This window comes from Aliarcobacter skirrowii CCUG 10374 (assembly GCF_003544835.1).
In the GTDB taxonomy this organism is placed as follows: Bacteria; Campylobacterota; Campylobacteria; order Campylobacterales; family Arcobacteraceae; genus Aliarcobacter; species Aliarcobacter skirrowii.
Genome location: NZ_CP032099.1, coordinates 1,315,793 through 1,338,426 on the forward strand (window position 1 = coordinate 1,315,793; position 22,634 = coordinate 1,338,426).

At 27.7% G+C, this 22,634-nt stretch carries 24 protein-coding genes; 12 read left to right on the top strand and 12 right to left on the bottom strand.

All coding sequences use genetic code 11. The features are described from left to right. Positions 1-89: 89 nt before the first annotated feature. The 3 genes from ASKIR_RS06875 to nth are packed head-to-tail and all read left to right on the top strand — an operon-like array spanning position 90 to position 2,398. A complete protein-coding gene (locus tag ASKIR_RS06875; protein ID WP_066351795.1) occupies positions 90-1,319 on the top strand; it encodes an HD domain-containing protein in 1,230 nt (409 codons plus the stop codon). 24 nt (positions 1,320-1,343) lie between these two features. Then, the gene (locus tag ASKIR_RS06880; RefSeq protein ID WP_066351798.1) at positions 1,344-1,754 is read left to right on the top strand and encodes a hypothetical protein; all 411 of its coding nucleotides are present in this window, start codon (positions 1,344-1,346) and stop codon (positions 1,752-1,754) included. Beyond that, positions 1,751-2,398: an endonuclease III gene (gene nth, locus ASKIR_RS06885; RefSeq protein ID WP_066161326.1), complete on the top strand. Its 648-nt coding sequence runs from the start codon at positions 1,751-1,753 to the stop codon at positions 2,396-2,398. Before ASKIR_RS06880 ends, nth begins: the two co-directional genes overlap by 4 nt. Here the strand turns inward: nth and ASKIR_RS06890 are convergent. From ASKIR_RS06890 to greA, 5 genes are all read right to left on the bottom strand, one after another. Then, on the bottom strand, positions 2,391-4,586 hold the full coding sequence (locus ASKIR_RS06890; RefSeq protein WP_164966869.1) for a response regulator: 2,196 nt from the start codon (positions 4,584-4,586) through the stop codon (positions 2,391-2,393). The two genes, nth and ASKIR_RS06890, sit on opposite strands and share 8 nt — an antisense overlap. Then, positions 4,586-5,509 carry a GGDEF domain-containing response regulator gene (locus ASKIR_RS06895; protein WP_115588246.1) on the bottom strand — a complete coding sequence of 308 codons (924 nt, stop codon included), beginning with the start codon at positions 5,507-5,509 and terminating at the stop codon, positions 4,586-4,588. The genes ASKIR_RS06890 and ASKIR_RS06895 overlap by 1 nt, the downstream gene beginning before the upstream one ends. Positions 5,510-5,619: 110 nt before the next feature. Beyond that, positions 5,620-7,593 (bottom strand): excinuclease ABC subunit UvrB, encoded by a 1,974-nt coding sequence (uvrB, locus tag ASKIR_RS06900; RefSeq protein ID WP_066355091.1) that lies wholly within the window; start codon positions 7,591-7,593, stop codon positions 5,620-5,622. A gap of 14 nt (positions 7,594-7,607) precedes the next feature. Beyond that, entirely contained in the window at positions 7,608-8,312 is a 705-nt protein-coding gene (locus ASKIR_RS06905; RefSeq protein ID WP_115588245.1) for a UDP-2,3-diacylglucosamine diphosphatase, read from the bottom strand. A 1-nt stretch (position 8,313) separates the two neighbouring features. Continuing rightward, positions 8,314-8,799, bottom strand: coding sequence for a transcription elongation factor GreA (gene greA / locus ASKIR_RS06910; protein ID WP_066355099.1), 486 nt, complete (start codon positions 8,797-8,799; stop codon positions 8,314-8,316). Positions 8,800-8,866: 67 nt separating this feature from the next. Between greA and ASKIR_RS06915 the strand changes: the two genes are divergently transcribed. Then, positions 8,867-9,547, top strand: coding sequence for a tRNA threonylcarbamoyladenosine dehydratase (locus tag ASKIR_RS06915; protein ID WP_066161320.1), 681 nt, complete (start codon positions 8,867-8,869; stop codon positions 9,545-9,547). A 28-nt stretch (positions 9,548-9,575) separates the two neighbouring features. After that, on the top strand, positions 9,576-10,484 hold the full coding sequence (locus ASKIR_RS06920; RefSeq protein WP_115588244.1) for a chemotaxis protein CheV: 909 nt from the start codon (positions 9,576-9,578) through the stop codon (positions 10,482-10,484). A gap of 54 nt (positions 10,485-10,538) precedes the next feature. On the opposite strand, the gene argH is transcribed toward ASKIR_RS06920, so the two are convergent. After that, positions 10,539-11,930: an argininosuccinate lyase gene (gene argH, locus ASKIR_RS06925; RefSeq protein ID WP_066355100.1), complete on the bottom strand. Its 1,392-nt coding sequence runs from the start codon at positions 11,928-11,930 to the stop codon at positions 10,539-10,541. Positions 11,931-12,013: 83 nt separating this feature from the next. Between argH and ASKIR_RS06930 the strand changes: the two genes are divergently transcribed. Continuing rightward, complete coding sequence (locus ASKIR_RS06930; protein WP_066351819.1) at positions 12,014-13,261, top strand: GGDEF domain-containing protein; 1,248 nt, start codon at positions 12,014-12,016, stop codon at positions 13,259-13,261. A gap of 6 nt (positions 13,262-13,267) precedes the next feature. Here the strand turns inward: ASKIR_RS06930 and ASKIR_RS06935 are convergent, their stop codons facing one another. Next, positions 13,268-13,891 carry a CBS domain-containing protein gene (locus tag ASKIR_RS06935; protein ID WP_066161316.1) on the bottom strand — a complete coding sequence of 208 codons (624 nt, stop codon included), beginning with the start codon at positions 13,889-13,891 and terminating at the stop codon, positions 13,268-13,270. Positions 13,892-13,946: 55 nt separating this feature from the next. Further along, a complete protein-coding gene (locus ASKIR_RS06940; protein WP_066408725.1) occupies positions 13,947-14,876 on the bottom strand; it encodes a NifU family protein in 930 nt (309 codons plus the stop codon). Between the two features lie 230 nt (positions 14,877-15,106). On the opposite strand from ASKIR_RS06940, the gene sufB reads away from it, so the two are divergent. From sufB to ASKIR_RS06970, 6 genes are read left to right on the top strand one after another with little or no spacing between them, the layout of a single operon-like run. Next, positions 15,107-16,543, top strand: a complete 1,437-nt coding sequence (gene sufB, locus ASKIR_RS06945; RefSeq protein WP_066355105.1) for a Fe-S cluster assembly protein SufB — start codon at positions 15,107-15,109, stop codon at positions 16,541-16,543. A 3-nt stretch (positions 16,544-16,546) separates the two neighbouring features. After that, positions 16,547-17,320 carry a Fe-S cluster assembly ATPase SufC gene (sufC, locus tag ASKIR_RS06950; RefSeq protein WP_115588243.1) on the top strand — a complete coding sequence of 258 codons (774 nt, stop codon included), beginning with the start codon at positions 16,547-16,549 and terminating at the stop codon, positions 17,318-17,320. Then, complete coding sequence (locus ASKIR_RS06955; RefSeq protein ID WP_115588242.1) at positions 17,307-18,326, top strand: SufD family Fe-S cluster assembly protein; 1,020 nt, start codon at positions 17,307-17,309, stop codon at positions 18,324-18,326. Before sufC ends, ASKIR_RS06955 begins: the two co-directional genes overlap by 14 nt. 1 nt (position 18,327) lies before the next feature. Then, positions 18,328-19,515 carry an aminotransferase class V-fold PLP-dependent enzyme gene (locus tag ASKIR_RS06960; RefSeq protein ID WP_115588241.1) on the top strand — a complete coding sequence of 396 codons (1,188 nt, stop codon included), beginning with the start codon at positions 18,328-18,330 and terminating at the stop codon, positions 19,513-19,515. A 6-nt stretch (positions 19,516-19,521) separates the two neighbouring features. Next, positions 19,522-19,929 (top strand): SufE family protein, encoded by a 408-nt coding sequence (locus tag ASKIR_RS06965; protein WP_228137763.1) that lies wholly within the window; start codon positions 19,522-19,524, stop codon positions 19,927-19,929. Positions 19,930-19,951: 22 nt separating this feature from the next. Continuing rightward, entirely contained in the window at positions 19,952-20,302 is a 351-nt protein-coding gene (locus ASKIR_RS06970; protein ID WP_115588240.1) for a metal-sulfur cluster assembly factor, read from the top strand. A 176-nt stretch (positions 20,303-20,478) separates the two neighbouring features. Here the strand turns inward: ASKIR_RS06970 and ASKIR_RS10295 are convergent, their stop codons facing one another. The 4 genes from ASKIR_RS10295 to ASKIR_RS06990 form a co-directional block, all read right to left on the bottom strand. Beyond that, positions 20,479-20,661 (bottom strand): hypothetical protein, encoded by a 183-nt coding sequence (locus ASKIR_RS10295; protein ID WP_115588239.1) that lies wholly within the window; start codon positions 20,659-20,661, stop codon positions 20,479-20,481. Positions 20,662-20,692: 31 nt separating this feature from the next. Further along, entirely contained in the window at positions 20,693-21,028 is a 336-nt protein-coding gene (locus ASKIR_RS06980; RefSeq protein WP_066351837.1) for a type II toxin-antitoxin system PemK/MazF family toxin, read from the bottom strand. Then, positions 21,019-21,234 (bottom strand): hypothetical protein, encoded by a 216-nt coding sequence (locus ASKIR_RS06985; protein WP_066351839.1) that lies wholly within the window; start codon positions 21,232-21,234, stop codon positions 21,019-21,021. The genes ASKIR_RS06980 and ASKIR_RS06985 overlap by 10 nt, the downstream gene beginning before the upstream one ends. 127 nt (positions 21,235-21,361) lie before the next feature. Next, on the bottom strand, positions 21,362-22,573 hold the full coding sequence (locus ASKIR_RS06990) for a major outer membrane protein (protein ID WP_115588238.1): 1,212 nt from the start codon (positions 22,571-22,573) through the stop codon (positions 21,362-21,364). Positions 22,574-22,634: the final 61 nt, after the last annotated feature.

The following is a 22,634-nucleotide window of genomic DNA, read 5'->3' on the forward strand; positions in this document are numbered from 1 at the left end:
CAAGTATATTTAATGATGACTGCTATAGTTGCAGCAATGCTTCTAGGAAAAAAACTTATGTTTTTTGATAAAAAAGATGAGGATGAAAAGTGATAAACCCAAAAATTATAGAGTATATTTATTCAAGTGCATCTATTCAAAGATGGAATGACTATCCAAGAATGGTTGAACTTGTAGAGCTTGATAAACAAGCTCACAAGTTTGTTATAGCATATTTTATAGCAAAATTAGAAAAAGATATAAACTTCACACACTTAATAGAAGCTGGTATTTTTGAGTTTTTAAGACGAGTTGTTGTAACTGATATTAGACCTGATGTTTTTAGAAAAGCTTTACAAAAAAAGTCAAATGAGATTAACTCTTGGGTTGTAGAAAAACTAAAAATTTCACTTCAAGATATTGATGGTGGAAATTTTTTACAAAAGTTTGAAGCATTTTTAAATGACCCATCTATGTACAAAAAAGAGAGATTTATTCTAAAAGCAGCTTCATATTTATCTACAAAATGGGAGTTCTCAATTGTATATCAAACAAGTCAATTTTTAAGTGATATAGAGGAAGTTAAAAAGGCTGTTGATGCTGAAATTGAAGATTACTATGAACTTGTTGGCGTTCAAAAAATTGCTTTAAATAAAAAACTAGCAAAAATCGTTGATTTAAGTGGAAGATTGAGATTTCAAAAACGGTGGGCACAAACTCCAAGAATTCCTGAAACTTCAGTTTTAGGACATATGCTTACAGTTGCATTTTTCTCATACTTTTACTCAATTAAACAAAAAGCTTGTGATACTAGACTTCAAAATAACTTTTTCACTGCACTATTTCACGACCTTCCAGAAGCACTTACAAGAGATATTATAAGTCCTGTAAAATATAGTGTTGATGAGCTTTCAGATATTATTGCTGAGTATGAAGTTGCAAAAATAGAGGATGATATTTTACCAAATATTCCAGAATCTATTCAAAAGGAGTTCTCTTATATTTTAGGAATTAGTGATGGAATAAAAGAGGAGTTTGCAAATAAAGTTAAAATAGATGGAAAAATTTGCGAAGTTGAAGATATAAATAAATACAACCTTGATAAATATGAAGCAATAGATGGAAAAGCACTAAAACAGTGTGATAAACTATCTGCTTTTGTTGAAGCTAGCTTATCAATCTCTCATGGTATAAAATCAAAAGAGCTGATAACTGGTAAGAAAGAGATATTAAAAGGTTTAAAAGAGATAAATGGAGTTGATTTTAGACAAATTGCTCTTGAAATTGATAATGAATTTGGAAGTAATGGTCAAGTTCAAACTACTCTTGATTTTGATTAAATTAAAAATTTTTAAAGGAAAACTATGCAAATTATTGTAGGTATTGCGCTTTTTATTGTTATTGTTACAGTTATAATTTATAAAGTAAATGATAAGTTTGAAAAAAGAGAGTTTTTAATATTCTTAGCTATTACATTTTTTGCAGTTTTAGTTGCTCTGTTTTATGAAAACTACTCAAAAAATCAACTTCCTAATATGTTTAAAAAGAAGTATGAAAAAGAGAAAAGTATTGAGATTAGAAGTTTAGATAGTGAACTTTTAAACAATAAAGTAGTATCAAGTAAAGATAAATTTATATATACATTTACATATACTATATCAAAAGATGACTCTGAATACCTATGTACTATGAATAGTGTAGAGATACATAAAATAAAAAATGAGTTTATATTTATTAATTTTGATGATATAAAAGAAGAGTGTATCAAAAAATGAAAAAAGCTACTAAAGCTGATATAGAAATTATTAAAAAAGCTTTTATAGAAAACTATAGCGATGCTGTTACAGAGCTTAATTATAGAAATGATTATGAATTACTAATAGCAATAATTTTATCAGCTCAATGTACAGATAAAAGAGTAAATTTAATAACTCCAGCTTTGTTTGAAAAGTATCCAACTGTTTTTGACTTAAGTTGTGCAAATCTTGATGATGTAAAAAAACTTATAAACTCTTGCTCTTTTTTTAATAACAAAGCACAAAATATTATAAAAATGGCTCAAAGTGTTGTACAAAACTATGAAGGAAATATTCCACATGATACAAAAGAGCTTATAAAACTAGCAGGTGTAGGAAATAAAACTGCAAATGTTTTTATGATTGAGTATAAACAAGAAAATCTTATGGCTGTTGATACTCATGTTTTTAGAGTTTCTCATCGATTGGGACTTAGTGATGCAAAAAATGTAGAAAAAACCGAAGAGGATTTAGTAAAAAAACTAAAAGGTGATGATTTACATATTTTTCATCAAGCTATGGTTCTATTTGGAAGATATATTTGTAAAGCTGTTAAACCCGATTGCGATAAGTGTTATTTTCCTCAAGTTTGTAAAAGTAAAAGTGGATTTAAGCCTAGTTAAAATTTACACTTCCTATTACATTTTTTAAAATTTCTATAGCTTTTTCATACTCAAAATCATCTATCTCTTTTTCTAAACTGATTAAAATAGATGAATCATTTGTTAGTCTAAATAAATTCTCATATAAAATTTCCAAATCATCTTTGCTTAACATATCGCTATCATTTAATTTTTTTATATAACTTTTTATAATTAAAACTGCTTTATTTTCATCAAATTTATCATTATTAAGAACTTTATTTGATTCATCTTTAAATATACTACCTAAAAAATTTAACTCATTTTTTATATTTTCAATTTCATCTTTTAATATTTTTATATCACTTGGATCAATTGATACAGCTTTTTTAAATTTATTATCAATTTTTACACAAATATCAAAAAGCCTATTAGCACCAATATTCCCACTAAGTCCTTTTAAACTATGAACTAAAGTTTTTGCTTTTTCATTTGAATTTAACAGATACTCAATAATATCTTTAAAATCATCTTCAAGCTCTTCTAAAAATTTTCTTAAAATCATCTCAATTTGTTTATTATCAGATATTTTATTTTTTAAAACATTTAAATCTAAAATATTATTCAAAGGCTCATTTTTTATAGTTTTATATGCAATCTTAACACCTTTTAATTTTTTAATATATTTAATTAAAACATTATATAAAATCTCTGTATCTATTGGTTTTAATAGAAAATCATCCATTAAAACTTCATTTGCTTTTTCTCTATCTTCTATTAAATTTGAAGCTGTTAATGCAACTATTGGTATTTGTTTATCGATTTCTCTTATTTTTTTAGTAGCATCAAATCCACTTAAAACTGGCATTTGTAAATCCATAAGAATCAAATCAAATCTATTTTTAGAAAACAGTTCAACTGCTTCTTTTCCATTTTTTGCCATAGTAACTTTTATATTTGATTTTTCTAAAATTATTTTTATAAGCTCTTGATTAGTAATATTATCTTCAGCGACTAAAATAGTTATATCTTCAAAAATTGGATACTCGCTGATTTTTTGATTATCTTCTTCATTTGTTTCAATATCAATTATAAAATAAAACTCACTACCCTCTCCAAGTTTACTCTTTAACTCTATTTTTGTATTTAATATTTTTGCAATATTTTGACAAATAGAAAGTCCCAAACCAGCACCCGAATAATCTCTTGTATTTGAAATATCTGTTTGAAAAAACTCTTCAAAAATTCTATTTTGAAACTCTTTTGATATTCCAATTCCAGTATCACATATACTAAATCTTATTTTTGCAATATTTTTAGATAATTCAATTAAACTAATATCCAATTTTATAGAGCCATTTTTTGTAAACTTAAAAGCATTTGACAAAAGATTTGATATAACTTGAAGAATTAATGCTTTGTCACTAACTACGCTTGAAGGTAATTTGTCATCTATATTTATCTCAAATTTGTTATCACTATTTATTGCAAGTTTTATATAGATATCTTCTATATCTTTTTCTAATTCTAAAAAAGTGAATCTACTTTTCTCTATTTGTATCGATTTATCTTCAATATTTGCAAGAGTTAAAACACTTTGTATTGTATTTACCAAAATATTTGAAGAGTTATCTATTTTTTTTAAAAGTTTATATTGATTTTCATCTAAATCTGTATCAAAAAGAAGCTCTGTAAAACCAATAATTGCATTTAAAGGTGTTCTTAATTCATGACTTATATTTGCAAGAAATTGAAGTTTTAATCTATTAATATTTTCAAGTTTCTCTTTTTGATGCTTTAATTTTTCATTTACTCTTAACTCTTGGGTAATATCTTCAAAAGTAACAACAACTTCAATATTTTTTAAATTTTCTTCACCATCTATTTTTTTTGCAAAAACTTTGAAAATATGAGTCTCTTTAAAATTGTCAATTTTAGCAAGATGATTTAAATTTGGATTTTTTAAAATGTATTCTACCCAAGTTATTTCCCCCATTTTTGTTTGTAAAAATCCATCCTCTTTTATAAAATGGTCACAAATACAGTTATAATCTTTTTTAAAATCTTCTAATGTATTGCAAGAAAAAAAGTCAAAAAATGCTTTATTTGCTGTTATTAATTGTTTTCCATCTGTAACAATCAAAATATTTTTTTGAGAGTTTAAAATTTTCTCTATTTTTTCACTTTGAAGTTTAGTTTTTTTAAAAAAAAGTTTTTTAAAAAATTCCATCATATCTCTTTTATTAAAAAGTTATCTCTACTTTTTTGTTTAACTTCATAAAGAGCTTCATCAGCACTTTTCATAATTGAAGCAATACTTAAATCATTGCTACTTTTATATAAAACTGCTCCTAAACTAATAGTTAAATAAGAAGCTACTTTTGAAAATTTATGTTCTATATTTTCATCTCTTATTGCTTTTACAACTCTATTTGAAATCTCTTCTAGCTCTTTTAAATCTATATTTGAAAGTAAAACTACAAACTCTTCTCCACCATATCTTGCTACTAAATCATTTGGTCTATCTAAGGTATTTAAAATACTATTCTCTAAAGTTTTTGCAACTATTTTTAAAGCTTCATCACCTTTTCCATGTCCATAATTATCATTATAAGGTTTAAAGAAATCTATATCTATCATCATAAGTGCTAAATTTGTATTTTTTATTTTACTATCTTTATAAACTTGAGTTAATCTATCATCAAAATATCTTCTATTTTTTATATTTGTTAATCCATCATAATTTGATAATTTTTCAAGAAGTTCAGTTTTTTGTTTTAGCTTTATCTGATTTTTAACTCTAGCTTTTATTATAACTTTACTAAAAGGCTTTGATATATAATCAATTGCTCCTAGATTTAACCCATATTCTTCATCTTCTTCGCTATTTTTAGCACTCACAAAAATTATTGGAATATTTTTTGTTTTTTCATAATTTTTAAGATTTTTGCAAACCTCATAACCATTCATCAATGGCATCTCAATATCTAACAAAACTAAATCTATATCTAAATTTTTACAAAGTTCTATAGCTTTTTCGCCTGTTTTTGAAATTTTGATATTATAATCATCTTTTAAAATATCGCTTAGCATCATTAAATTTGTACTCATGTCATCTACTATAAGTATAGTAGCCCTATTCTCTTCTATCATCTAATCTCCAAAATTTTTTTATAAAGTGTGTAGCATCTAATAATAACTTATTATAGCAAGTAACTAATTAATAAAATCTTCTAGAAAATAAATTTTCTTATAATATATAGTTATAAATCTTTAATCTTAGCAATCTCATCTCTTAATCTAATAGCCTCTTCAAAATTCAACTCACTTGAAGCTTTTTTCATCTGTTTATTTAGCTCAACTAATAGTTTTTTTCGCTCAGATGCTGGCATCTTTTCAAGTCGTTGTTTTTTTAGAGCAACACTATCATACTCTTCAAGTTTTAGATTCTCATCAAGCTTTCTTTTTGTTGATTTTGGAGTTATATTATTTTTTATATTATGCTCTTCTTGAATTTTTCTTCTTCTATTTGTCTCATCAATTGCAAATTGCATAGAGTCTGTTATCTTTTTAGCAAAAAGTATTACTCTTCCCTCTTCATTTCTAGCAGCTCTTCCAATTGTTTGAATTAGTGAAGTACGACTCCTTAAAAATCCCTCTTTATCAGCATCTAAAATAGCAACTAGTGAAGTTTCAGGAATATCAAGACCCTCTCTTAAAAGATTTATTCCAATTAATACATCAAAAGTTCCAATTCTAAGCTCTCTTATTATTTGATTTCTCTCTATTGCATCAATTTCACTATGCATATATTTTACTTTTATTCCTAAATCAGCATAATAACTTGCAAGCTCTTCAGCCATCTTTTTAGTTAGAACTGTAACCAAAACTCTTTGATTTTTAGAAGTTACTTTTTTTATCTCATCATGAAGTTTTTCAACTTGAAACTCACTATCTACTATCTCAATAACTGGATCAAGAAGTCCTGTAGGACGAATTATTTGCTCTGCTACAACGCTACTTAGCTCTAGCTCAAGCTCATTTGGTGTTGCACTTACAAAGATATAATTAGGAGCTTTATTTATAAACTCATCAAATTTTAAAGGTCTATTATCCAAAGCACTTGGAAGTCTAAACCCATACTCAACTAAAACCTCTTTTCTACTTCTATCAGCTGCGTGCATTCCTCTAAATTGAGGTAAAGAAACATGAGATTCATCAACAACAAGTAAAAAATCTTTATCCATTTGAGCAAAATAATCCAAAAGAGAATAAGGTGTTTCACCTGGTTTTAAACCTGTTAAGTGTCTTGCATAGTTCTCAATTCCCTTGCACATTCCAGTTGCTTCAATCATCTCTAAATCAAACTCAACTCTTTGTTTAAGTCTTTGATACTCTACAAGTTTTTGCTCTTTTTGGAAAAAATCAAGTCGTTCTTCAAGCTCTTCTTCTATTTGTTTTACAGCATTTGCAAGATTTTCTTGTGTTACAACAAAGGGATTAACAGAGTAAATAATCACCTCTTTTAAATCTTTGATTTTTGTATTTGTTAGATACTCATGTAAAGTAATACTCTCAACCTCATCACCAAAAAACTCAACTCTTAAAAACTCATCTTCATAATAGGCTGGAAAAATATCAATTACATCACCATTTACTCTAAAATCAGCTCTATCAAAAAACTTATCATTTCTTTTATAACCCATCTCTATAAGTTTTAACAAAAACTCTTTTTGAGAGTATGAAAATCCAACTTCAACTCTTTGAACCATTGCTTTATATTCACTTGGATTTCCAAGTCCATAGTTAGCAGATACTGAAGCTATTACAATTACATCATCAAAAGACAAAAGAGAGGCTGTGGCACTTAGTCTTAATCTTTCTAACTCATCATTTATAGAGCTATCTTTTTCAATAAATAGATCACTTCTTGGAATATAAGCTTCTGGTTGATAGTAGTCATAATATGAGATAAAATACTCAACATGATTATTTGGGAAAAACTGTTTAAACTCTGAGTATAACTGAGCTGCTAAAGTTTTATTATGAGTCATAATAAGTGTTGGTTTTTGAACTCTTTCAATTACTTTTGCAATAGTATAAGTCTTTCCACTTCCAGTAACTCCTAAAAGTGTGTTGTACTGATTATTTGCTTCAATACTTAAGCTTAAAGCCTCTATTGCTTTTGGTTGATCACCACTTGGAGAATAATCACTTACTACTTCAAATTTTGCCAAAATAAAATATCCTTTTAATCTTCTAATTCTTCATTTAAAAACTTACCATCTTTAAACCTTGTAAAACTCTTTTGACAAGCTAAAGATGGAATATTTATATACTCTTGATTTCCTATTTTATAAGATTTTGCTTGATGAAAGTGCCCTTCAATAATAATATCTTCTTTATAGTTTTTTACTCTTTTATTTGCTAACTCTTCAAAATAATTTAAAGTGTGACAAATATTTTTATTATCAAGTGCTTTTTCAATTCTTTTGCTTATAAAAAAGTTTATATCAATAAAATTTAAAAATTTAAGCAAATAACTATTTCTAATAACCTTACAATACAAATCATAGTGCCAATTAACAAAATTATCTCCATGAGAGATAGCTATTTTTTTATCTTTATAACTTAAAATTAAAGGCTGGTTTTCTCTTTTTAAAACTTTTATATCTGGAAAAAGTGTTTGTAAATTATAGTCATGATTTCCCTCTAAATAAAAAATCTCATGACTTTTTGAAAGAGTGTTTATCTTGTCTATTAAATTTTGATATTTTTTTACAAAATATCTTGACTCCCCTGAGATAAAATCAAAATTATCTCCCATTAAAAAAATTTGATTAGCCTTTATCTTTTGACTTATCAAATCTTCTAAAATAGTCTTAAACTCTTGATTTTTAAAATTGTAGTGTGAATCTGCTATAAAAATAGCTTCATCTTCTAATAGTAGCTTCAAACTATAGCTCTATCTCTTTATAAAATATTGCATAAACCTCAAAAGTTTTATCTCCACCTGGAAGTTTTGCAGTAAACTCATCTCCTTCAACTTTTCCCATAAGTTGTTTTGCTAAAGGTGAATTAAAAGATATAAATCCTTTTTCAACATTTGACTCAACTCCACCAACAATAGTATAAGTAAACTCTTCATCACTTACTACATCAAATAGTGTAACTGTTGATCCAAAACTAACTCTATCATGTGGTAAAACAGAAGGATCTACAATAACTGCTTTTGAGATAATATTACTTAACTCAGCAATTTGTACATCTATTAGCTTTAGTTTCTCTTTTGCACTATGATACTCAGCATTCTCCTTTAAATCTCCCAATTGTCTAGCTTCATCAAGAGCAACAACAGTTTGGGGTCTTTCAATGCTTTTTAAATAGTCCAATTCATTTGTTACTTTGTTGTAACCAGCAAGCGTCATTGGCTCTTTATCCATATCATAACCTCTTTTAATAAATATTTTTGTGTTATAATAGCCAAAAATTTGTAAAGAAGATTTAAATATGCAATATAATAGAACAAAAATGCTTTTTGGAGAAGAGGCTTTTAATAAATTTCAAAATACAAAATTAATACTTTTTGGTGTTGGAGGAATGGGAAGTTTCGCACTTGATGCTTTATATAATACTGGTATTACAGATATAACTATAGTTGATTTTGATACATATGAGCCATCAAATCAAAATAGACAATTGGGAAGCCATGGAAATATAGGAAGAAAAAAAGTTGAAGTTATGAAAGAGAGATATCCAAATGTAACTCCTATTTGTGTAAAAATAACACCTGAGTGGATTGATAACTTTGATTTTTCATCATATGACTATATTTTAGATGCAATTGATGATGTAAAACCAAAAGTCCATTTGATAAAAAAATATTTTACAAAAGTAATAAGTACAGGTGGAGGAGCTAAAAGGATTGATCCTCTTCAAATTACATATGGCTCTATTTGGGAGACAAAAAATGATAAATTTATAAAAAAAGTAAGAGAAGAGCTTAAAAAACAGGGTTTTAAAAAGAAGTTTAAAGTTATTTATTCAACAGAGCTTCCTTTGTGTATCGATAAAGGAAGCTTTGAAGGTGTAACAGCTAGTTTTGGGCTTATGATGGCATCTGTTACTATTCAAAAAATAGTAAGAAAGTTAAATTTAGTTAAAGATAGTCAAAGTAAAAAATTTATATAATAACCAACATTCTAAATAAAGGATCTACATGGGCGGTATTAGTGGTAGTGTTGAACAGATGACACAAGGACATTTACGAAATGTTCAGCAATTAGCAGTATTTTACACTGGTCATAATAATATTTACGCAATAAATATAGCAAAAGTTAAAGCGTTTATCATAACAGAAGAAGTTGCTATAAATGATACTCCAAAAGATACAAACATTATTGCAGGTATAGCTACAATTAGGGGAGAACCTGTTACTTTAGTAAACCTTGATGCTTGGCTTGGACTTAAACCTCTTGAGATAAAAGATTACAAGTTAATTATTTTTTGTGAGTTTAATCATAAAAAAATAGGTTTTTTAGTTAAAGATATGCTTGATATTGTTGAAAAAACAACTCAAGAGTTAAGACATACAGAAGAGACAAACTCAAAAATTACATATACAACTTATGTAAAAGTAAACAACAAAGATGAACTTTGTACAGTTTTTAATGCTGAACAACTTTTAAGAGATATTAAGTGGACAGATGATGGTGGAAGAGATATCAAAAAATATGTTGAAGGCAAAATTCAATCATCTAAAAAAATACTTGCAGCAGAGGATTCAGCAGTTGCAAGAGAGGTTTTACATAAATTCTTTTCTCAAATAGAGGTTGATTATGAAATCTACTCAAATGGTGGAGAGCTACTTGATAGAATTGAAGATTTAGATCCTTCAAAAATAGGATTAATCGTAACAGATATTGAGATGCCTGGAACTGATGGTTATCAAGTTGCATCATTTATTAAAAATAATCAAAAATATGAACATATACCTGTAGTTGTAAACTCATCTATGACAACAGATGCTGTAAGAGGTAAAATGGAGAGAATTGGAATTGATGGATTTGTAGGAAAAACTGATATAAATGCTTTATATAATCTTACAAATAGACTCTTATTAAGATAGTTTTTATATCTTTTACTCTAAAGCCAAAGATTTTAATCTTTGGCTTTTTTTATCTTAGTTATCTTTTAACCAATCTTTAAAATTATCAATTTGAATTTTAGTCTGCTTTGTAGAAGTTCCACCAAAAGAGTCTCTACTATTCATAGAGTTTTTTAAATTTAAATATGAAATTATCTCTTCATCAATATTTTCAAGCTCTTTTGTACTGTTTCTAATCTCATTTATATTTAATTCACTAATATCTTTGTTTAATCTATTTGCTTCTTGTACAAGCTCTTTTGTAATATAGTAAGCTGTTCTAAAAGGCATATTTTGTTTTAAAACTAAATAATCTGCCAAATCAGTTGCTGTTAAATGCCCTATTTTACAAGCATTTTCCATAATATCTACATTTACCTTCATAGTTTTAATTACTTCATTTAAAATATTTAATGATATTTCAATAGTAGCAACTGAATCAAAAACTCCCTCTTTATCCTCTTGTGTATCTTTGTTGTATGCCAAAGGAAGAGATTTCATAACTGTTAAAAGAGAGATTAAATTTCCATAAACTCTTCCAGTTTTTCCTCTTAATAACTCAGGTACATCAGGATTTTTCTTTTGAGGCATAATAGAGCTTGTAGTTGCATACATATCACTCATTTGAACAAATCTAAACTCATAAGATGACCAAAGAATTAACTCTTCAGAAATTCTACTTATATGCATCATTGTTGTGCTTATATTAAACAATAACTCTAAAGCAAAATCTCTATTTGAAACACTATCCATAGCATTTTGTGTTGGAGCATAAAAACCTAAAAGCTCTGCTGTTTTAAATCTATCAATATTGTGTGGAGTTCCTGCAAGTGCTGCACTTCCAAGTGGTGAGTAGTTGTTTCTTTCATAAGATGATGCAAATCTTTCAAAATCTCTTTTAAACATATTTGCATATGCCATCATATGGTATCCAAAATTTATAGGTTGTGCATGTTGTAAGTGAGTCATTCCTGGCATAAGTGTAGTTGTATGCTTTGAAGCTACATCTACAAATGTAGAGATTAACTCTTTAATTTGAACCTGAATTGACTTAGTTTTTTCTTGAACATAAAGCGTAAAATCTGTACAAACTTGATCATTTCTACTTCTTGCTGTGTGAAGTCTTTTACCAGCATCTCCAATAATTTGAGTAAGTCTATTTTCAACAGCCATATGAATATCTTCATACTCTAAAGAGAATTTAAATTCACCATTTTCAATCTCTTTTAAAACTTGTAAAAGTCCACTCTCTATCTGTTTTTGTTCATCACTTGAGATAATATTTTGTAAAGCCAACATTTTAGAGTGTGCAATAGAACCTTTTATATCTTGAGAGTATAACTCTTTGTCAAACATAATTGAAGCATTAAACTCATCTAATAGTTTTGCATTTGTATTTTTTAATATCTGATTGTTTTGTTCTGTCATATTGATTAATCCTACTTTTTATTAGGGGTTTATTATATCATAACTGATATAATTTTACTTACGAAAATTCAAGGGCATCCTATATGAACAATATCAAAGAGATTACAAAAAATACTCTAGAAGCACTAAGAGAGAAGAAACTTCAAGTGACTCCTGAAAACTACTTTTTAGAGTTTAAACATCAATCAAAAATTCTAAATGGTCACACTGAAGAGATAGCTATATATGAAAATAGTTTAAAAAGTCTAACAAAAGATGAGAAGAAAAAATTAGTAGATGAATCTATTTTTAAAGTTGTATCAATACTATCTTCAAGAGTTACAAGCGATGAGTTAAGATTGCTTATTGCAACATTTAATGATCTTTTAACTCCTGCTGTTAATTTTGAGCTAAAAGAGGAGATTGAAGATTTTATCTTAGAGTCTTTAAAAAACCCAAAAAATGTGACTTCAAAAGAGTCAATACTAAAAATCAAAGAGTTTGCAAAAGAGCGAATAAATGCTGATAGAAGAGTATTAAAAGAGAAAACAAATGATATTATAAAATTAACCTCTTTAATGAGTAGATACTATGACAAAGCTTTAAATGATAGTAATAGCTCAAATGAAGATATTAAAAAGATAAAAGAGGATTTAGTATCTTTAGATATATCTGATTTTTCAAAAAGAGAGTTAATCTCTGTTCAAAAAAGATTAATAGAGACAATTTATAAGCTTGAAAATTCACTTTTAGAAAACAATCGAATTTTATCGACAAATATAGATAAAGTTAAACTTCTTCAAGCACAAATAAATGATCTTGAAAAAGAGCTTCAAGTTGCGAAAGAGGAGTATTTATATGACTTTTTAACAAATGTTTTAAACAGAAGAGCTTATGAAAATGAAGCAAAAAAGATGGAGAAACAGTTTTTTGTATTTGAGACAAATTTTGCAATTGTATTTTTTGATATTGACCACTTCAAAAAGATAAATGATGCTTTTGGTCACTCATGTGGAGATGAGATATTAAAATCATTTGCACAAATTCTAAAAAATCTTACAAGAAAAGAGGATATTATTGCTAGATTTGGTGGAGAAGAGTTTGTTGCACTTATAAATTTTAGAGATAAAATTGAAGTAACTAGATATATAAAAAGAGTTAAAAATGCTTTTTTAAACAGAGTTTTTGTTTATAAAGATAATAAAATCAACATAACTTTCTCAGCTGGAGTTACTTTTAGAAACAACTATGAATCTATTGCTCAAGCTCAAGAAAAAGCTGATAGTCTACTTTATGAAGCAAAACATCAAGGTAGAGATAGAGTTATTTTTGATAATGGAACTGTTATTTAAGTTTTATTATGACCAAAGCTGAAGCTTTGGTAAGTTTGCAACTGCTTTTAAAATATCTGTTTTTGAAACAATCCCAACTAAAGTATCACTCTCATCAACTATTGGAATAGCATCTAATTTTAAATCAATCATAATTTTTACCACATGTCTAACATCAGATTGAGGATCTGCTGTTATAACTTCAGGCAAATATACATCATCTATTTTTCTATTTAAAACACTATTTGTATCATCTAAATTATTCATTAAAAGAGTTAAAATTATCTTTTTATTTACAATTCCAATAATCTTTTTACCAAAATCTGTAACTGGAACTTGAGATACTTTTTTCTCTTTTAAAAAATAGTATATCTCCTCTATTGTTGAATCTTTTGTAACATTAAAAACATCTTGTGTCATAATATCACTTATTTTATAAACAGGTTCCAAAGTATCTAATTGAGCTATTTTTTTATAAGAGTTTATAAACTCTTTTTTCTGCTCTTGGCTTAATTGACTAGAAAAATCTTGAATTAATCCCTCTTTTGGTTCAAACCTAATTGGTTCAATCTCTTCAATAGTTTTAAGATTGTACAAATTGTCACTTGTACTTCTAAATCCTACCGTTCCATTGTTGTATATTGCAAACATTTAGACCCCCAAAAAAAGTTTTCTTATATTGTAACAGATTATTATAAATTTGTTATCAAACAGGTAAAACTCTAATATTTTCATCTATTTTACTTTGTAAAATTGACTCAATTGCATAAAGTGTTCCCATACTTCCAGCACTACATCCACTACAAGCACCTAAGTATCTTATGTATAAATCGTAGTGAGGTGCTGATTCAACCAACTCTAAAACCTCCATATTTCCACCATCCATAATAAGCATTGGTCTTACATCATCATCTAAAACATCTTCTATTAATTTAATTCTCTCATCTTTTGACATTTCAATGAAACTTTTATTCAAATAGCTAGGTTCGTTTGTTTTATCTTCTTCAATTTTTTTTCTTGTTTGTTCTAAAATATCACTTAAATATATCTCTTTTTCTTCAAGACCACCCTCTTTTGCACATGATTTACAAAAAATTCCAGCGTGTGTATATTTTTGTAACTCTTCAATAGTTTTTATATCATGCTCTTTTATTAAATTTACAACTTCACCCAAAGTTGTTCTTGCACAGTCACAAACTATATAATCAGAGCTAAAATCATCAATATTTCTAATATTTGCATTTAAAACAACTTTTTTTAAGACAACAAAATTTAAAAAACCGTTGTGTAGCTCTTGAATATCAATTGCTGGAATTTGTGGTTCATCTCTTAGTGCAAACTCAACATCTGTTTTAAACATATTTGCAACTTTTTCAAGAGTTTTTCCAATACAAAGCTCTATCATCATATCATTTAAAGCAACTATAACTCCAGTTGCAAATGATTTAAATTTTGCGTCAAATACTGTTTTATCTTTTGTAATTGCAAAATATACTCTTAAAGCATCGCTTCCATTTGATTCAAAATCAGCAACAACTAACTTGCATCCAAATTTTATTGCATCCTCTTTTGTAATCTCACCAAAATGCTTTGGACTATTAATTCTATCTTCTATTTTTTTTGAGTAATTTTTCATATATTTTCCATTATTTTTAGTTATTTAAAGTTTTTTTGTATTTTATTTAAATTAGGATAAGATTTATCTTAATTTAAAATCGCCATTTTATCGTATTTTTAAGCAAAAAAAATGCTTATTTTTTTACTTTATTAGGATTTATGCCTTTACATTATATACTTATTTCGATATTATTCCAATTAGGATAAAAACTGTCCTATTTAAAATCAAATAAATTTTACGGAGAAGTCATGAGTGAAAACCAACAAATACATGACATTATAAACAGTGATTATAAACTTGGATTTGAAACTTTAGTTCAAAGTGATACTTTTGCAAAAGGTTTAAATGAAGATGTTATAAGAGCTATTAGTGCAAAAAAAGAAGAGCCTGAGTTTTTATTAGAATTTAGATTAAAAGCTTATGAGAAGTGGCTAAAAATGGAAGAGCCTACTTGGGCTAAATTAAACTATCCAAAGATAGATTATCAAGATTATGCATATTATTCAGCACCAAAAAAAGCTTTAAACTCACTAGATGAAGTTGATCCTGAAATCTTAAAAACTTATGAGAAGCTTGGAATTCCACTTGAAGAGCAAAAAATGCTTGCAGGTGTTGCTGTTGATGCTGTTTTTGACTCAGTTTCAATAAAAACTACATATCAAGATGAGCTTGAAAAATTAGGAATTATATTTTGCTCAATTAGTGAAGCAGCACATAGATTTCCAGAACTTGTAAAGACTTATTTAGCAAGCGTTGTTCCTGTAACTGATAACTATTTTGCCTGTTTAAATAGTGCTGTTTTTACAGATGGAAGTTTTGTTTATATTCCAAAAAATACAAGATGCCCAATGGAGTTATCAACTTATTTTAGAATAAATGCTTTAAATACAGGACAGTTTGAAAGAACTTTGATTATCTGTGATGAGGGAAGCTATGTTTCATACAACGAAGGGTGTTCTGCTCCTTCAAGAGATGATAGACAACTTCACGCAGCAGTTGTTGAGTTAGTTGCTCTTAAAGATAGTCATATAAAATATTCAACTATTCAAAACTGGTATCCAGGTGATGATGAGGGTAAAGGTGGAATTTTAAACTTTGTTACAAAAAGAGCCTTATGCAAAGGTGATAACTCAAAAGTATCTTGGACTCAAGTTGAAACAGGTTCAAGTATAACTTGGAAATATCCATCTTGTGTACTTCAAGGAGATAATAGCGTTGGGGAGTTCTACTCTGTTGCAATTACATCAAGAGCTCAACAAGCTGATACTGGTACAAAGATGATTCATTTAGGAAAAAATACTAAATCAACTATTATTTCAAAAGGAATATCAGCACTTAAAGGTGTAAATATCTATAGAGGTTTGGTGCGAGTTGGAAAAAATGCACAAAATGCAAGAAATATCTCTGAGTGTGACTCACTTTTAATTGGAAATAAGTGTCAAGCTCACACTTATCCATATCATGAGATTAGAAATAGTAGTGCAAATATTGAGCATGAAGCAACAACATCAAAAATTTCAGATGAACAACTATTTTATCTAAACCAAAGAGGAATAGATGAGGAAGATGCTATTGCTATGATTGTAAATGGTTTTTGTAAAGAGGTTTTAAAAGAGTTACCAATGGAGTTTGCTGCTGAAGCAAAAGAGTTATTAAGTATTTCATTAGAAGGAAGTGTGGGTTAAATTATGAGTAAAAAAGATACATTGTTAAAAATTGAAGATTTAAAAGTAAGTATAAATAGTAATGAAATTTTAAAAGGATTAAATCTTGAGATAAAACCAGGTGAGGTTCATGCACTTATGGGTGTAAATGGAGCTGGAAAATCAACTTTAGTTAAAACTTTAGCAGCTCACTATGACTGTGAAGTTGTAGGTGGTAAAGTTACATTCAAAAATAAAGATTTATTAGAGATGGATGCTTCACAAAGAGCAAATGAGGGAATTTTTATGAGTTTTCAAACTCCTGTTGAAGTTCCTGGAGTAAATAATAGCTACTTTTTAAGAACAGCTATGAATGCAAAAAGAGCTTATGAAGGAAAAGATGAGCTAGATGCAATGCAGTTTTTAAAGCTTGTAAAAGAAGAGACAAATAAGTTTGATATTGATAGAAAACTATTACAAAGAGATTTAAATGATGGATTTAGTGGTGGAGAGAAAAAAAGAAACGAGCTTGTTCAACTTTTAATGCTAAGTCCTGATTTAATAATGCTAGATGAGATTGATAGTGGACTTGATGTTGATGCTATTAAAATTGTTGCAAATGTTATAAACTCTATGCTTGATGGGAAAAAATCTATTCTTATGATTACTCACTATGATAGACTTTTAGAGCTTATAAAACCTGATTTTGTACATATTTTAAGTGATGGAAAGATTGCTAAAACTGGAGATTATAGTTTAGCTTTAGAACTAGATAAGAAAGGTTTTGAAGCATTAGGAATAAAAAATGCAGATAAATAGTATAAAAAATCTAAAACTTCCTTCAAAAAAAGATGAAGAGTTTTTAAAGATAGATTTTGAAACTTTTTTCTCAAAAAACTTTGAGAATATAAAAATAAATGAGTTTGAACTAGAAAATTTATCTTCAGGTGAAGATAAGAACTCTTATAATTCAATTTTATTTGATATTGCAAAAAGTTTTTCAAATAATCAAAAAGTTTTAAAAATAACAAAATCGACTCAAAAACCAATAATAATAGACCACACAAATAAAGAGTTGGACTCTTTAAATATAAGTTCACTTAAAATTGAAGTTGAAAGTGGTGTAAAAGCTTCTGTTATTGAGATTTTTTCACTAGAAAATAGTGTAAATTTCATAGCAAATAGAGAGCTTGTATTAAAAGAGAATTCATCTTTAGAGTATGCAAAAATCGATAATCTAAACAAAGATTCATCAATGATTTTTTCAACAAATGCAAAGTGTGAAGATGATTCAAATTTAGATATTTATAACTTTAATATAGGTCTTGGATTTTGTCTAAACAACTATGAAAATAGTTTAGATGCACAAAATATAAACTATAGTTTAAATGGATTAAATAAGTTAAAAAATAGCTCAAACAGTTCAACTTTGGTAAAAACAATTCACAACAACAAAAACTCAACAAGTAGCATAAACTATAAAAATAGTTTAAAAGATAACTCAAGAGCTGTTGTAAAAATCACTTCAATAGTAAACGAAAAAGCACCATATTCAAAAGCTTTTCAAAACTGTAACTCAATTTTATTAAGTGATGATGCTGTTGTTTTTGCTCAACCTCACTTAGAGATATATATAGATGAGTTAGAGGCTAGTCACGGAACTACAACAGGAACTTTAAATAAAGACCAACTTTACTATCTACAAAGTAGAGGTATAAGCAAAGATGAAGCCTATGATATGCTTTTAGTTGCTTTTGAGAGTTCAATTAAAGATAGTATTAAAGATGAAGAGCTTAAAAATTTAATAGAAGAGTATTTAAAATAAGATGTATAAAAAAGATTTTCCATATTTTGCAAACTCAAATAGCGTATATTTGGACAATGGTTCAACAACACAAAAACCACAAAGTGTGATTGACTCAACTATTGAATACTACACAAAATATTGCTCAAATACTCACAGAAGTAGTTTTGGTGATGCAAACAGAGCCACTACAGAGTTTGAAAATACAAGAGAGTATCTACAAAAGTTTATCAATGCAAATAAAAAAGAGGAGATAATTTTTACAAGTGGAGTTACACAAAGTATAAATTTCATAGCCTCTTCTTTTGGAAAAAAGTTTAAAAATATTATTATATCAAGCCTTGAACATCATGCAAATATTGTGCCATGGCATCTACAAGGAAGAACTTTGGGAAATGGTCTTGAAGTTGTAAATTGTAATGATAATTTGGATTTTGATTTTGAGCATTTTGAAGAGCTTTTAAAGGCAAATCCAAACTCTTTTGTAAGTGTTGCGCATGTTACAAATGCTTTTGGAAAAGTTCATGATATAAAAAGAGTTATCTCTATAGCTCACTCTTACAATGCACCTGTTTTAATAGATGGTGCTCAAAGTTTAAGTAGTTTTAAAATTGATGTTCAAGAGCTAAATTGTGACTTCTTTGCAATATCAGCTCATAAAACATTTGGACCAACAGGAGTTGGAGCTATTTATATAAAAGAGAAATTTTTTGATGATGTAGAGCCTTATATTACAGGTGGAGCAGCTATAAACACGGTTGATTTTGAAAAAGGAAGCACTTTTTTAAACGCTCCTTATAAGTTTGAAGCTGGAACTCAAAATATAACTGGGGTAATTGCATTTAAAGAGGCTTTAAAATATATTGAAAATATTGGCTATGAAACAATACAAAATAGAAAAAAAGAGCTTTTAGAGTATCTAAATAGTGAACTAAAAAAGCTTCCTGATATAATTTTTTACAACGATTTAAAAGATTGTAGTGGAAGTAGAAGTTTTAATTTCAAAGGTATTATGCACGATGATATCTCAATTTTACTTGATAAACTAAAAATATCTGTTCGAGTTGGTCATCACTGTGCACAACCAATTATGAAAAAACTAAAAATAAAAGGAACTATTAGAGCTAGTTTGGCTTTTTATAATGATTTTGAAGATATTGATAAACTAATTAGTGCTTTAAAAAGAGCATTAAGTATGTTAAAGGATTAAAAAATTATGAGTATTAAACAAAGAGTTGAAAATATAAAAGAGGATTTGGATTTTTTTGATGAAGAGTTGGCTAAATATGAATATATTATTGATTTAGGAAAGAAGCTTCCTACTTTTGATGAAGAGAATAAAACTCCTGAAAATTTAGTTCACGGTTGTACATCGCAGGTTTGGTTGATTTGTGAGAAAAAAGAGAACAAACTATTTTTCAAAGGCACTAGTGATGCAATAATAGTTAAAGGTTTAGTTTATATTATTTTAGAGATTTTCTCTAACTCTACAATTGAAGAGTTAAAAGAGGTTGATATGGATATTGTAAGAGAGCTAGGACTTAGTGAAGTGATAACTCCAAATAGACAAAGTGGAGTTATAGGAATGATTAAAAAAATAAAAGAGTATGCTCTAAAGGCATAAAAGCCTATATAAAGGATAAAAAATGAGTGGAATTTTTGATAAAGAGAAGATAAAAGAGAAAATTATAGAGAATTTAAAAAAAGTTTATGACCCTGAGATTCCTGTGGATATCTATAATCTTGGGTTGATTTACAATATTGAACTTGAAGAGAGAGAAAACTATCTGTTTTGTGAGATAGATATGACTCTTACAAGTCCAGCTTGTCCTGTTGCTGATAGTTTGCTTGAGCAGGTTCGATATGTGGCTATGGCTGTTGATGAAGTTGATGAGGCAAAAGTAAACTTAGTGTTTGAGCCTGTTTGGGAACCTCATATGATGAGTGAAGATGCAAAAGAGATTATGGGTGCTAGTGGAGCTGCTATTTCTTGGTAGGTTTGAAACTCTTTGTTTCAAACCAAAGCTAAAAATAATAAATTAAAAAATCTATACAATTTTTATTTTATAAATTTATTATTCAGATGAAGCTGATTTATATGCAGTATAAATTATATAAGCCATTCCAATAATACCTATGCTAAGTGCGATATAACCTATCATCTTGTCTCCTTTTATTTTTTTGCTTCTCTAATCTCTTTTAGCTTTTTTTCAATATTCTTATTTAATTTAAAAAAAGCAATTAATAAACCTAAAAGAAATAAACTAGCTATTATTAATAAAATTGTATCTTGCGTTTTATAAGTTGTGACTATCCAACCAAAAACAGCAGTAAAAACACCAACTATTACACCCAACCAAAAAGTTTCTAGTTACTTAGTTTGAAATTTAACACTCAAAATATTTACAAAATTGCTTTTTTGTATATTTGAAAAAATCTTCTTTTACTGTTCCATATTTTTTTATGACAGCAGATTTTGAAACAACAAAAGTTTTTCTTAAAATTAATTTAGATTTTACTGGAATAGAACCATTTTTAAAATTTTTTAACTCTATTAATATCTCATCATCTGTCATTCTTTCTATTTTGCTACTAATTGGAATGGCTATAAAATCATCAAAAGGTAAATTGTCTTTAAATACAAGTACTGGTCTTTTTTTTGATTGATTTAAATTGCTAAAATAGAACTCACAAAGTACAATATCAAAGCTATTTATTTCCATATATCATCCTCTTTTAAGTCTTGCCAATCTTCTATAAGATTTGCAGAATGGTTTGAAAATAGTTTTGTATCTTCTATATCATCTTTTGATACTATTTTTTGTTCTTTGTCTTCTAAAATCTTTATTTTATTGTTATCAAGACTTTTTAGGAAAAACATTATATGGTTATAAATATCATCATTTATTTTTAGCTTAATTGTGTGCATATATTTTCCTTTATAAATATTTTAAAAAAGATTATATCAAATTTAGAAGTAAAAAGGCAAAAAAAAAGCTTGAGCAAAAAGCTCAAGCTTTGAAAAAGAATAAGGCTAAGCCTTATTTCTTAAATTCTTAGAATTTATAGTTAACTTGTAATCTTCCAGAATTTTCTTTTGAACCATTAGTTTTATCAAGATCTTGTTGTCCATATCTAATATATCCATCTAAGTTTTTAGACATTTTATATGTTAATTGACCAAAAACCTCATCTTGTTTAATTGTACCAGTAGTTTTATCTGTTTGTGTAGCCAACGAAGTAGCTGCATCAAACTCTAATTTTCCATAGTGAACAGAGAAGTTTAAATTATCTAAAATATCTGCACCTAAAGTTGCTTGTAAATATTTAGCATCTGCTTTTCCTAAAGAGTTTAATCTCCACCCTAAAGAAGCATTTTGTGCATCTGAATCAAGAGCTGTTAAACCACCATCTTTATCTGTTGTTGTATATGCAAGTCTTGCGTTTACAATTCCAACTTTACCATCAACAGCAACTCTTAAAAGAGTATCTGTTTCTGCATTTGGAACAATTTTATCATCTAATTTTAAAGCAACATATCTTACTTCATATCCAACTTTTGCATTATCAGCTAAATCAGCTTTACCGTGAATTGCAGCTGTATAAGTATCGAATTGATCAACAGCATTTAAATACCAAGCTTCTGCATTTACAATACCATAGTTAGCTTGTAGAGTTGCAGCATAAATATCTTCTGAACCACTTAAAAGACCTCCTGCAGGAGCTGTTGTATTAATATTTGTTTGATTGAAATAAGCTAATCCTAAAACAAATTTATCAACTGCAGTTACAGAGAAAATTCCTGTACCTGTTTGCTCACCACCGTCATTGTCAGTTGCAACAGTCCATGGAGTAGCTAAACCTTGTTTACCAACATTAACAGTTGTATTTGGAATAACTGAAAGACCAAAATAAGCATGTGCTAATCCAACACCTGTATTTACACCATCCTGCGCACCAACATTAATATCAGGAGTACCATTAGCTTTATCTAAAGTACCAAAATCATTTGCATTGTTTGCAACATTAAATCTTGTATTAAATTTAACATAGTCATTTACTTTTGATGATAAATTTAAGTTAATTTTATATTTATTTGCATTAGTAGTTTCACCTGATTTATCATTTCCAAAGTTATCATATCTATATGTAACTGTTCCTGATACATCTACATCTTTAATAGCTTCTTCAAGTGGTTTCGCGTTTGCACTTGATAGACCTGCAACTGCAACAGCTGCAACTAAACTTAGTTTTGTGAATTTTTTCATCGTTTTTCTCCTAAAATCTCGAAATTAAAGTCGATTTACAAGAAGTTATTAACTTATTGTT